Here is a 12,356-nt window from a genome sequence, read left to right on the forward strand (position 1 = left end):
ATGTCAGGCCTCGTTTCGCGGCGCATGATGAAAAATCTTCTGACCAAAAGGTCAGGGGGCACGCGCGTTATTACCGAAAATGTCGCTGTGCTCAAGGCGATTGAGACAGTACCCAAGATCGCGAGCGTTGAATCAGATAACTACTACAAAGAACCCGTTACGATTGAATATTATATCCCGAAAGAGAGCCGGTTTGCCTATCAGGTAAAGTACCTGTACGTTCCGCTCTACGACCCTGAGCCACGCAACGACAATGCACGTATGGTGCTCGAACATTTCAAGAATCTGAATGAACCCATTGACCTGATGAAGGTGATGGATGAGTACCCGCAGTTTCTCGTGCGCATGCTCGACTACCTCTCACCGCAGATGGGAATCATCGAGAATCTTAGCCGCAGCATTCAAGACGGCCTGGCAGGCGAAACCGACGGATTTCGCAAAGCGCTTTATACGTGCGAGGTGCTGCGCAAATTCGAGCCGTCGATCGTTTCACTCGAAATCGTAGGGGATTACACAACGTACAACATCAACTGGCTCGTCAGAAAACTGAACTCTCTGAAACTGGAATTCTCACTCGAAGACCCGACCGTTGAGTTTCTCATGATACGGTACCGGCAGCAGGCCGAGCGCGCCGGCGAGGTGATTCCTGAGCGGTTCGAGATTCTCTCTCAGATCTTTCTCGAGCAGGCTTTTCCGATGAGCGACGACGATTATGCCGATCTCATGAACCCGGACTGACGGGTTCGCCACCGACTCTCGGGAAGTCAGGCTGCCGCACTGCGGCGCAGCCGCAGAAAAGCCACAACCATGAACAGCAGAACGGCCACTACCGGGAAAATCAGCTTCTGCCATAACTCAAGCGGCGACTTAATTTCAATCTCGGCCGATTCTTCGGCGCGCGCTTGGACGACGCCGCCACCTTTGAGGTTTAGCGCCAGTCGTGTGACCGCTGCGGGAAAAGAAATCACTCCCCGCCCGAGGTTTTTGTCCTGAACGCGCGCAAGTTCGCGTTCGCCGTCGGTGATGGCCAGATTCTGCGGCTCGGCGATCAGCTGCACACCTGCATCCTGTGGGTACACGGTGCGCAAGGCGAACGGCGTGCCCGATTCATTGTAAGGCATCTGGAATGCAACCTGAAGAATACGTTCACCGGGTTTCACGCTTTGCGCCACATAGTACTGGCCAGGCACTGAACCTTTCGCCGCAGCGACTTTCAGCCACTGTATGTTCGATGCTCCGCTGCCGACCGATACCGATGCCTCGGCGACAGTGGCCGCAGGCGGCAAATAGAATTCAAGGCCCGATTGGCCGCCGCGAAAAGTGCGGCGATCGCTGTTGATAAAGTAAACAATCATGAGGCCTGCGAGCCGGTCTTTTTCGACGCGGCGAAGTTCTACGAGTGTGCGTGCCCGCAATTTGGCGGTCGCGTCGGTGCTTTCGAAAATCTCAAGATTCACCGATACCGGGCTCGCCATATTCGGTGCAATCACCTTACTGTAGGTGACGCCCTGGTAGACGGTCTGCACCATATATGGCCCCGTGGTCATCTCAGGCAGCCCCGTGAATTTCGTTACCCCACCGACTGTGCTTGCAGCTGAAACTGGCTGCATACCCTGCTCAAGCTTCAGCAGTTGCACGCTGAGGGGTGGTTTGTGCACTGAGCCGGCAGTACCGTTTTCGACGGTTACCTTGATGTCGAGCGCCTCGGTTTGCGAGGGTGCGCCGAAGAATACCAGAAGTACGAACAGCAGTAACTGCAATAGTCGCGCACCGCAGACGTGGCAGAAGCGCGCAGCGGCTGAAACGACCGGTGTGTTGCAGCTCTGGCACGCGGCCGGTTGCTGAACCGCCGGTGTTTCTGCCAGCTGCGGCATTTCGGCTTCGATCGCCTGCCACTCTTCAAGCAGTTCACTCTGCAGGCGCGTTGCCGTCAGCTGGTCCATTTTACCGACACTTGTTTCGTATTCGAGATCTTTGAGCGAAAGACGAATCGAATGCTGGCGTTCGAGCAGACGCTGGCGCTTTTCGCTCACCGGCAGCGCATCGGATTTGGCGACGCGCAGCTCAGAAAAATACAGGTAGATCGCCGCAGCTGCGACGATGAGGGCAAATACGAAGTATGTCATGATTTACTGTCGTCGATTTCGACGGCCTTGTTGTAGATTTTGAGAGATTCTGCAGGGGGCATTTTCTGCACGTAGCGCATCGCAGACCCCGTTGACGACAAAAACAGCAGTTCGTCTTTTACTCCGACGGCAAGCTGCTCTGCCCAGAAGGGCAATTCAACTTCTTTTGTACCGTCTCGGTACGCGAGCACGCCATCTTCGATGTAATAATATTGGCGGTCGTTCACAAACGCCGCATCGCCCCAGACTTTAGCCTTCATGCGCCGGCCGATCTTTGAATCTTTCGGGTTAAGCGTCACGAACTGCTGTGCCCCTGCCCCACCGACGAAAACGCCTGGTATGCGGCTTTCGGCGACGAGATACAGCCGGCTCGCTGCGATATCTTTTGAGACGAGTTTGGTCTTGTCTGAAAGCTGGTAGAGACGGTAGCTGCCTGCGGCCCCGTAGATCATCCACACTTTGTTATCGGGCGCGGCATAAAAATGTGCATATGCGGGAAACTTGCGCGCCGACTTTTCGGGCTTTTGCCCGCGGTTGAACAGGCTGTCTTTGCCGGTCTTTGAATCGAACGTATGAATCTGGTCGTTCTTCATGTACCAGACCGTGCCGTCATTCTTGGCGGCGGGTTTCGTAATACAATGCGATGCACCAGCTTCGATCATTTTATTTGCGGATATCTGCCATAACCAGATCTTGCAGTCTTTAACAGATTCTGTCGGCTGTTGCAAGAAGACTGCCTGCAGACCATCGGGAGAAAAATTCACGTCACGAATCTTACCCTGCATCGAATTCTTCTGCTGTGAACCTTTCTGTCGGTCTATCATGTAAATTCGCATGTTTTCGTAGGCTTTTTTCGGGCTTTTTTTCTCAACCAACAGTATGCGCTGCCCGTCATGCGATGCGCGCAGATGCGAAAATGAAAGATCGCGCGCGGTGATAAAAAACTCTTTTGGCAATGACAATTCATACGCATTCTTCATGTACAGCAGCGCGGCGTCATAATCTTCACGCGCCAGCGCGGCCTGCGATTTTTCGATAAACTTTTCAGGAGTCGGACCGCAAGCCAGAAACGGCAACGGCAAACTCAGTGCAAGGCACAGAATCGAGCGGAATCGCTGAAATTTACCGCGTGTCATGGCAGCGCCAGCGCCACGACACCGGTGCGCGCCATATGGATAATTTTGAAACCCTTGATTGCATCGAGAAAGTGCGTCACACGCCGCGGTTCTGCGACCATCTGCAGCACGATCACCGATTCTGACATTTCAATCACGGTCGTTTCAAAGAGCCTCGACAACATCAGCATTTCGGCGCGCTCGGTTTTTTTGATTTCGATAGATGCCAGCAGCAGTTCGCGCTTTACCGAACCCTCGCCGGTAAGATTCTGAATTTCGATGACGTCGATCAGCTTCAAGAGTTGTTTGGTAATCTGCTGTACCATCGCTTCGTCTTCGTCAATGACGAGCGTAATGACCGAATAGCGCGGGTCATTGGTCTCACCGACGCAGAGCGAATCGATGTTGTAGCTACGCCGGGTAAAGAGCCCGGTAACATGGCTCAGAACACCGGCAGAATTGTTGACCCGCACTGAAAGAACATGCTTCATGACTGGCAGGTACCGCAGCCGAAACTGACCGTAAAGATAATTGGTTTGTTCCGCTGCGGTTGCCGCGGCTGAACAAACCTGCTGTCAGGCCCGTGACAGGTTCGGTGAAGCCGCAGCAAGCAGCACAAAATGCCGCTGGGCTATGTGAAATCCCCCGAAAAGGAGAGTCACGAATACCGCATCACCCATGAGTGTGCCCTGATAGAAAGGCAACGCCGCCGCGTAACACGCGACCAGACCCGCGAACGTCGGCGGGTAAAGACCGCCGCCGGCCCATACGCCGAAATTAGAGACCGAAAAGAAAATCAGCCCGGCGACAAGTGCCGCGATCACGGTGCGCGCCACGGTCACACCGCGACGAAAGATGGCCAGGCCAAAGAGAGAGATGACGGCATATGCCGAGTATTGCCAGTAGAACCCCGGGTAGAACCAGACGAAAGGTTGGCCGCTGGCAGCGTACGTGACATTATTCAGAAACAGATCACTCAGAAACACGGCACCCAGCGGCAAAACTATGGCCTTAGCTTTACCCGAAAAATGTGCTGCGGCAAAAAGTGCTGCGGCGTTCAGAGGTGACAGATTCGGCAGGTGCGGTATGACGCGGCTAAAGGCAGCCGCGAACACAATCGTCACCAGCACCGAAAAACGGGGATTTATGGACTTCATTTGGTGGCCCTCATGGCAGAAGCTGCGTCCACGAAAAGCCACCGCAGCCGCTCGCCGCGGGATTCGTCTTCGTCGTCGTGTCGGCAATCGCGGCTGCTGCATTGGCCGTCGCCGAATCAAACGGGCTCACGGTACAGGTATACCACGAGCCGCTGAATTCGGTGAGAATCATCTTCTGGTACTTCGACGGGTTGTACGTGTCGCTTGCCGATTTCTGAATCACGAGATACCCGTCGATTGCGTTGTAGCGGATTATCGCGTCGGTCGAAGGGGTGCCGTAGTCTGAAACCCAGTTAGAAACCGAGATTGTGTGTTTGCCCGAATAGGCGTCGCGCCATTTGCCGATCAACGGATTTTTCACCGGACTGAGTTTCGTCCATGAAAAGCCCGAGCAACCGCCCGTCAGCGGGTTCGTCTTAGTCGTGTTGTCAGTGATCGCCTCTGCCGTTGCGGCGTCGTTGCTGTTGAAAGGCGAGAGCGTACAGGTGTAAAAAGAACCGTCGCTGTTCGAGATATACACCACTTTTTGAAACTTTGAAGCGTTATACGCATCGGCAGCAGATTTCTGCACGATAAAATAGCCGGCCTGTCCGTTTATTTTGGTGATCGTATCGGTCTGGTTAGTCCAGTCGTCTTTGAGCTGCCAGGTGCCTGCAGTCAGAAAATGTTTGCCGCCGTAGTTGTCGGTAAAGCTACCCGAAAACCGGTAGCCAAGAAAGTTCGCAGTCGCCGTGGCATCGCTCACCAACGGCACAACCGAGCCGCGCGAGACCTGAACCACGGCCTTCACAACAACGTCAGCATCAAATGCCGAAACTGTCTGGTTAAAGTTGATCGTGGTGCCCGCAAGCAGGTCGCGCACAGCCTGGCGTATCTCGATGCCATTTTCAGCAACGCCGTCGCTGTCGACGGTCTGTAAGAATCTAAGCATGTTGATGACACTCTGGTCGCTGAGACCCGTGCCCGATGCCGAAAGATGTTCGGGTGTCATGTACGCGATGGCGGGCCCCGAACCAAGAACGGTTTTGCCGATCGAGAAAGTCACCTGCTCGCCCGCCTGATATCTGAAGTTGCCGTCGGCGTCGGTTATGCCCCGCTGGGTCGACGTGCTGTACTCAACGCCCTGCACGGGCGCGTCGATAAACCTGCCGGTGAAAACCTCGGCAGAGACGGCTGAGCCGTTTTCTGAAATGCCCGCATTGCCAGTGCAATGCGCTGCTGCGAAAGCGACCAGCGTAAAGCACGCCGCTCGCTGAATGTGTCGATAAATCATTTTTGCCCCTTGGGGAAAAAACAAGAACGGAACAACGCAGCGTTGCACTGCGAGAACCGGCCCCGTCGTTTCCCGGAGCCCGCAATCTGAGCATCAAAAAAAATTTACTCAGATTTTTTCGGCTGGCGGCCGTTACCTCGGGCCACCTGCACAAGAGTTCCCGACTTACGCCGGTATGTAGGGGTAGGTTTAAACCTACCCCTACATACCGGCGAACACGGTTGCGGGTCAGCGCCGGATTCTCACCGGACTTCCTCTTACGTGCACGGGTATTTACCCGTGCGCGTCGGTTAACCTCTATGCATCAGGTGGAGCGTAAACACAAATGAAATCAGTAGCCGTTACAGAAAATTTCGCCCTTGCAGTGCGTGCTGATGCAGAGGCGCAAAATTGGCATGAATATTGCTCGCGAGTGTCAGGGTGAAGTTATGAAAGTAGTACATTGGGCAATCCTCATGATGACTCTGCTCGGCACTTCGGTGTTCGCCGCAGAAGAAACCAAGACTGCCGCATTCAATGCTGAAGAGGCGATTAAAACGCTGCGCGGTGAAACAGACCTGTTGTGGTTAGTGGTTGCGAGCGTTTTGGTTTTCTTTATGCAGGCGGGTTTTGCCTATGTCGAGACAGGCTTCTCGCGCAAGAAGAACGCAGTGAATATTCTGATGAAGAATATTTCTGATTTTCTCGTCGGTTCTCTCGGGTACTGGCTAATCGGCTTTTCATTGATGTTCGGACCACATCTGCTCGTCGGCTTTGGTTTCGGTTCACCTTTTATGTTCGAAAAGCTGCTCGAAGGCGCTGACGGCAAGCCGATCGCATTTAACTATGGCTTCTTGTTTTTTCAGATGGTTTTTGCCGGCACCGCCGCCACGATTGTGTCAGGCGCAATGGCCGAGCGAACGAAATTTATTTCGTACGTCTTCTTTTCTCTGGTTTGCAGCGCGATCATTTATCCGCTTTTTGGCAGCATGGTGTGGTCGAATCTGCTCGACACGAACAATACCGGCTGGCTCGCCAAGATGGGCTTTATTGATTTCGCGGGCTCAACAGTCGTACACTCACTCGGCGGCTGGATGGGCCTCGCCGGCACAATCGCACTCGGGCCCCGAATCGGCAAGTTCGGCAGCCGGCACGAAGTGAAGCCGATTCTCGGTCACAACATGAGCATGTCAGTGCTCGGTATGTTCATTCTCTGGTTTGGCTGGTTCGGCTTCAACCCGGGTTCGACCGCCGTCGTCAAAGACGGTACCTTCGCGATCATCGCGATCACGACCAACCTGGCGGCCTGCGCTGGTGGCGTGACGGCAATTGTTACCTCATGGTTGCTTTTCAAGCGCCCCGACGTGAGCATGGTCGTTAACGGTATTCTCGGCGGGCTCGTCGCTATCACGGCCGGCTGCAATAATGTGGATGCAAAAGGTGCTGTCGCGATCGGCGCAGTCGCCGGCATTCTCGTGGTCTACTGCGTGCTGCTGCTCGATTGGTTAAAAATCGACGACCCTGTGGGCGCCGTGTCAGTGCACGGCTTCTGCGGAGCGTGGGGCACTATCGCGATTGGTCTTTTTGCCAACCCGAAATTCGGCGGCGGCCCCACAGGAATTTTATATGGCGGTGATGCAGGCCAACTGGGCGTTCAGGCTCTCGGTGCGGGCGTCGCATTCGCCTGGGCTTTCCCGATCTCGTTTCTTGTCTTTATGTTCATGAAATGGATGCCCTTCATCGGCTTACGCGTACCTGAATCAGAAGAGATTGAAGGCCTTGATATCATTGAGCACGGTATCGAAGCTTATCCAGAAGAGACTTGAAAACGTCTGGGGCCGCCCTCAGGCACCTTTGCCATATGACTTAGCAAATTGAATGCAGTCGGCGAGGGGCATGGGGCGGGCAAGCAGATAGCCCTGCACCATATCGCAGCCCTCGTCTTTCAAGAATTGTAGTTGCTGCTCGCTCTCTACACCTTCTGCTATCGCCGTTAGCCTCAGGCTATGCGCTAGACTGATGATCGCGCGAACGATCGTCGCATCGTCGGGGTCACTGATGACATCGGCGACGAAAGATCTGTCGATTTTCAAATGGTGAATCTTCAACGACCGCAGATAGCTCAGCGACGAATACCCCGTACCAAAATCGTCAATCGAGAATCTGACCCCCTGCGCGGTGAGGCTTGAGATGGTGGCTATCGCCTGCTCGGTGTCACTCATCAGCATGCTCTCGGTGACTTCGAGTTCGAGGCAGCCAGCGGGTATCTTATGTTCGGCTACAACAGCTGCGACAAAAGCCGCAAAGTCAATGACGCGCATCTGCGGAGAGCTCACGTTCACAGCGAGCCGCATGTTCGAAAAACCGGCAGCGGAAAATTCTGCAAAGTCGGCGGCGACCCTGCGCAGCACCCATCGGCCTATGGCGTCAATGTGCCCTGATTCTTCGGCAACCGAAATAAATTCACCCGGGGCGAGAAGGCCCTTTTTTGCATGGTTCCAGCGGATGAGCGCTTCGCATGACTCGATTTTTCCCGTCGCGAGATTCAATTGCGGCTGGTAATATACCTCAAATTCGTTCTTTTCCAGCGCGTCATCGATAGCCGCTTCAATTTCGAGGCGCTCATGCGTCGTTCTGTTTAACTCTTCTGAGAAGAACTGAAATTGATTTCGACCGCTGCCCTTCGCATGGTACATTGCTATATCCGCATTGCGAAGCAATACTTCGGCCTGCAGCCCGTCTTTTGGGTACATCGCGATACCGACGCTCGCCGATGCATGCAGACGCAGCGCCTCGACCTGAAAGGGCTCTGAAAGTGCTTCACAGATGCGGCGAGCCATAAAAGCAGCTTCGTCCGCGTGTTCGAGTTCAGCGATAATAATGCTAAACTCATCGCCACCCTGCCGCGAAGCTGTGTCGAGAGGGCCTACGCATTCGAGCAGGCGGCCCGAGACCTGGCGCAAGAACCTGTCACCAATCTGGTGCCCGTGCGAATCATTGATCTTCTTGAAATGGTCGAGATCGAGAAACAGCAATGCGAAACTTTTCTTGTGAGCCGCCGCGAATGAAATGGTCTGCGTCAGGCGATCGGCGAAGAGCGCACGGTTTGGCAGCCCGGTCAAGAGATCGTGCTGGCCCAAATACCGTATCTGCTCTTCAGCATTCTTGCGCTCAGAAATATCACGCACGACAACCATGGTTGCGTTAGAATCGTTGAAGCGCGTACCAGTGGCTGAAACTTCGACATCGATTGTCGAGCCGTCGAGCCGCATGAACTTCTCTTCGATCGCCGGCGCTCTGCCCCCGGGAGCATTGACTATTTTCATGCGCTCGATAACCATTTGCCGGTATTCCGGGGCGACAAACTCAAGCGCGTTGCGGCCGATTATTTCTTCGGCGTTCTTGGCGCCAACCAGCCGCAGCGCCGCATCGTTCGCGTAGGCAATGAACCCGCCCACATGAACGATAATGCCGTCTGAGGCGCTTTCAACAAGATGGCGGTAGCGCTCTTCGCTGAGCTGAAGGTCGCGTTCTATGCGCTTGCGCGCCGTTATATCGGTGACCATCGCGAGTGCGCCCACGACTGTGCCGTCTTCGCTGCGTATCGCGTTGGTGCTCGAGAGAGTCCAGACCTCGCGGCCACCCTTGTCTTGCAGGCAGAACTCGTGCACCTCATGAATACCTTCGTTGCGCCGCTGCAACAGGGCGAGCGCCGCTTCTGCCCGGTCGGGAGTCATAAAGTACGTAAACGGCTTACCCAGCATTTCATCTTGAGTATAGCCAAGAATATCGGCCATACGTTCATTCACGAAGGTTGTTTTGCCCTCTGAATCGATAGTCCAGATGCCCTCTTCTGAAGTTTCAACGAGTCGCTTGAAGTCGAGTTCACTTTTTTTCAGCGCCAGTTCTTTTTCTCGTTTTTCCGTCAGATCATGCATTGACCCGACAAGACGAACGATCCGTCCGTTTTCTTTGACGGGATTCGCCTGCGATCTGACCCAAATTTTACGCCCCGTGTGCGTCACCATCGCGAACTCGGTATCCCAACCGATACCCTGTTCGATCGCCTGCTGAACCCTGCCGGCGTGTGCATGCTGCTCTTGCTCATCGAGAAATGTCAGCGCTGCCTGAAAATGCATCGGACTTTCGGGCGGCAGCTCAGCGATTCGCCTCGCTTCACGGGATAATTGCATTTCACCGGTCATTACATCGAGATCCCATGCGCCGATTTTGGCGAGCGAGCCAACAAGTTCGAGCCGTTCATGCGCCTGAGTGAGGCCAAGCAGTGAATTCTTGCGCTCGTGCACAAAAATCGCCAGCGCCATGCCGGTAAAGGCCAGAATGAAAATGTAGAGCCAGATGCTCGTGAGCGGCATTGCGTTGCCGGTGCGGTAGAAATAGCCACTTTGGCTCAATACTCCGTACAGTATCTGCAATACAAGAAGACCAATCACAACAGCAGTTGCATGCCGGCCGAACCGCACAGCCGCCCATGATACAAAAACAAAGAGCACGAAGCCATGTGCATAATCGCTGAATATCTCAGAGAACCAGCCGGCAAAAATAATCTGTCCCGCCAGCGCGGCCAGCGCGAGGCCCACGATGCCTTCTATCCATTGCCGCGACGAATACCAGTTTTCAGGCACGCGCCGCCAGACCAGCAACAATGGCGTCAGCACCAGAACGCCCAGCGAGTCACCCATCCACCAGTGTTCCAGGTTCGTGAGCCAATCTTGGCGCGTAAGCCCGAACATGTGCAAAGTTGCAGCCCCGATGAATGCACTCGGCAACGGCGCGACCAATACGGCCCGGCGCACGATGAGAAAATATTCACGCGCGTGCGAAAGTGTATGCGAGCTATCGGCGCGAAAGTTCAGCGCGAAGTGACCCAGCCAGGCTTGGAGAGCGTTTCCCAGGGCGAAAATGATCGCTGGCCATAAGGGAACACCGGAAATGAGGTTCGCGAGCAGGGCTCCGGCTGCGACAACCGGCAAAAATATCCGGCCCTGAATCATGACAGCCGCTAGAGCCAGACCCGTTGGCGGCCAGAAGATTGCGACCACACCGTTGTGCGTAAAATAGCGCAAAACGAATACGGCAGAAGCCACATAGATTACGATGAAGCCGACAGAAAACGGTAGCTGCACGACCATCTGGCGCAGGGTACTTTGAACTTTCTTGTCACTGAAGAAAGGCATGCGGGTGAGGCACCACATGCTTCACGAGTATAAGGTAAATCTTTTTGCCTTGTTGTTTCTTGCGTATCGCAAAAAACTGGCACTTTGAGTGCCCGGCGATTCATTGACACCCTGCCTGCCGCCATTTTTCTCAGAGCATGCCTGAACCCAAAGGACCTGTCGAGCTGCCTTTTATCGGCAGCATTCTCAGTCTCAGGGAAAATCCGCCTGAGTTTTTTGCCAGGCTCGCTGCCGACTATGGTAATGTCGCGCGTTTCTCTGTCTTTGGCCGTGAGGCATTGCTCTTGTCTCACCCCGATCTGATTCAAGAAGTTCTGATCGAGCAGCCCAAGAACTTTCGCAAGAGCCGCGGCCTGCAACTCGCCAAGGCTCTGTTGGGAGACGGCCTGCTCACCAGCGAAGGCGATTTTCATAAGCGCCAGCGCCGCCTTTCGTCACCCGCATTCGCGCGCAGCCGCATGGCGAAATACGCAGAAGACATGGTGAGGATATCAGAACGCCATGTCGCCTCATACCCCGCTGGCGTTCGGGTCGACGCAAACCAGCTGATGATGCGGCTGACTCTCGCGATCGTCAACAAGACACTCTTCGATGCCGACGTTTCGGCTGAGGCTGACACGGTTGCCGACGCGCTCGAAGTTATTCTCAATAACATGGACAGAATTCTGAATCCGTTCACCGAGATTCTGAATGTGCTGCCGCTGCCTTCGACATTACGACTTCGTGAAGCGCAGGCGAAACTCGATAAGATTGTCTATGGCATCATCGCCGACCGTCGCAAGAATCCGGGCGATCGAGGCGACCTGCTGAGCATCTACATGTCAGCGAGCGATGATGAAGCGACAGGTGCCATGACAGACAAACAGATTCGCGATGAATGCATGACGCTCTTTATTGCCGGGCATGAGACGACTGCTAATGCACTGGCCTGGGCGCTTTATCTGCTGGCAGCGAACGGCGAATGGTTAAAGAAGGCGCGCGCAGAATTGCGAGAAGTTACCGGCGACAGGCCAGTCACTGCCGATGACTACCCGAAACTTAAGCTGCTGCAGAATATTTTCGCTGAAACGCTGCGCCTCTACCCACCCGCGTGGACAATTTCACGCGAAGCGCTCGTCGATACGCAAATCAAGGGCTACGAAGTTAAGGCCGGCACTACGGTCGTCATGAGCCAGTGGGTGATGCACAGACACCCTGCTTACTGGTCGAACCCAGCGCAGTTCGACCCCGCCCGCTTTAACCCTGATCGTGCGCATGACCGAGCGAAGTTTACCTACTTTCCATTTGGCGGCGGCTCGAGACAATGCATCGGCGACCAGTTCGCGTCGATCGAGGGCGTGCTGATTCTCGCCGTATTTCTTCAGCATTTCGAGCCATGCCTCATTGTACCGGGCTATACCGCCGAAATTCACCCAATGATCACACTGAGACCGCGTGGCGGCATGCCGCTGGTACTGCGGGGAGTTTCAAAGTAGCCTGCCATGGCATAATGGGGATATATCCCCCTT

General features: G+C 54.6%; 9 protein-coding genes. 3 read left to right on the forward strand and 6 right to left on the reverse strand.

From position 1 onward, the window contains the following. Positions 1-738 carry a hypothetical protein gene (locus tag TURPA_RS01850; protein ID WP_014801581.1) on the forward strand — a complete coding sequence of 246 codons (738 nt, stop codon included), beginning with the start codon at positions 1-3 and terminating at the stop codon, positions 736-738. A gap of 26 nt (positions 739-764) precedes the next feature. On the opposite strand, the gene TURPA_RS01855 is transcribed toward TURPA_RS01850, so the two are convergent. From TURPA_RS01855 to TURPA_RS01875, 5 genes are all read right to left on the reverse strand, one after another. After that, entirely contained in the window at positions 765-2,126 is a 1,362-nt protein-coding gene (locus tag TURPA_RS01855) for a hypothetical protein (protein WP_014801582.1), read from the reverse strand. Further along, positions 2,123-3,262 (reverse strand): hypothetical protein, encoded by a 1,140-nt coding sequence (locus TURPA_RS01860; RefSeq protein ID WP_014801583.1) that lies wholly within the window; start codon positions 3,260-3,262, stop codon positions 2,123-2,125. The genes TURPA_RS01855 and TURPA_RS01860 overlap by 4 nt, the downstream gene beginning before the upstream one ends. Then, entirely contained in the window at positions 3,259-3,732 is a 474-nt protein-coding gene (ilvN, locus tag TURPA_RS01865; RefSeq protein WP_014801584.1) for an acetolactate synthase small subunit, read from the reverse strand. Before ilvN ends, TURPA_RS01860 begins: the two co-directional genes overlap by 4 nt. Before the next feature lie 84 nt (positions 3,733-3,816). After that, a complete protein-coding gene (locus TURPA_RS01870) occupies positions 3,817-4,398 on the reverse strand; it encodes a DUF6580 family putative transport protein (protein WP_014801585.1) in 582 nt (193 codons plus the stop codon). A 10-nt stretch (positions 4,399-4,408) separates the two neighbouring features. Next, positions 4,409-5,671, reverse strand: a complete 1,263-nt coding sequence (locus TURPA_RS01875; RefSeq protein ID WP_014801586.1) for a hypothetical protein — start codon at positions 5,669-5,671, stop codon at positions 4,409-4,411. A gap of 428 nt (positions 5,672-6,099) precedes the next feature. Here TURPA_RS01875 and TURPA_RS01880 point away from each other — a divergent pair, with 428 nt between their 5' ends. After that, positions 6,100-7,476 carry an ammonium transporter gene (locus TURPA_RS01880; protein WP_041948835.1) on the forward strand — a complete coding sequence of 459 codons (1,377 nt, stop codon included), beginning with the start codon at positions 6,100-6,102 and terminating at the stop codon, positions 7,474-7,476. 18 nt (positions 7,477-7,494) lie between these two features. Here the strand turns inward: TURPA_RS01880 and TURPA_RS21245 are convergent, their stop codons facing one another. Continuing rightward, a complete protein-coding gene (locus TURPA_RS21245; RefSeq protein WP_053332094.1) occupies positions 7,495-10,848 on the reverse strand; it encodes a bifunctional diguanylate cyclase/phosphodiesterase in 3,354 nt (1,117 codons plus the stop codon). Between the two features lie 137 nt (positions 10,849-10,985). On the opposite strand from TURPA_RS21245, the gene TURPA_RS01890 reads away from it, so the two are divergent. After that, complete coding sequence (locus TURPA_RS01890) at positions 10,986-12,323, forward strand: cytochrome P450 (protein WP_014801589.1); 1,338 nt, start codon at positions 10,986-10,988, stop codon at positions 12,321-12,323. The last annotated feature ends 33 nt before the right edge of the window (positions 12,324-12,356 follow it).

This window comes from Turneriella parva DSM 21527 (genome assembly GCF_000266885.1).
GTDB classification, from domain to species: Bacteria; Spirochaetota; Leptospiria; order Turneriellales; family Turneriellaceae; genus Turneriella; species Turneriella parva.

Excerpts from the sequence above, each read along its gene's own strand:
- TURPA_RS01890 (WP_014801589.1), top strand. The coding sequence starts at position 10,986 with ATGCCTGAACCCAAAGGACCTGTCGAGCTGCCTTTTATCGGCAGCATT.
- ilvN (WP_014801584.1), bottom strand. The coding sequence starts at position 3,732 with ATGAAGCATGTTCTTTCAGTGCGGGTCAACAATTCTGCCGGTGTTCTG.
- TURPA_RS01860 (WP_014801583.1), bottom strand. The coding sequence starts at position 3,262 with ATGACACGCGGTAAATTTCAGCGATTCCGCTCGATTCTGTGCCTTGCA.
- TURPA_RS01870 (WP_014801585.1), bottom strand. The coding sequence starts at position 4,398 with ATGAAGTCCATAAATCCCCGTTTTTCGGTGCTGGTGACGATTGTGTTC.
- TURPA_RS01880 (WP_041948835.1), top strand. The coding sequence starts at position 6,100 with ATGAAAGTAGTACATTGGGCAATCCTCATGATGACTCTGCTCGGCACT.
- TURPA_RS01855 (WP_014801582.1), bottom strand. The coding sequence starts at position 2,126 with ATGACATACTTCGTATTTGCCCTCATCGTCGCAGCTGCGGCGATCTAC.
- TURPA_RS21245 (WP_053332094.1), bottom strand. The coding sequence starts at position 10,848 with ATGCCTTTCTTCAGTGACAAGAAAGTTCAAAGTACCCTGCGCCAGATG.
- TURPA_RS01850 (WP_014801581.1), top strand. The coding sequence starts at position 1 with ATGTCAGGCCTCGTTTCGCGGCGCATGATGAAAAATCTTCTGACCAAA.
- TURPA_RS01875 (WP_014801586.1), bottom strand. The coding sequence starts at position 5,671 with ATGATTTATCGACACATTCAGCGAGCGGCGTGCTTTACGCTGGTCGCT.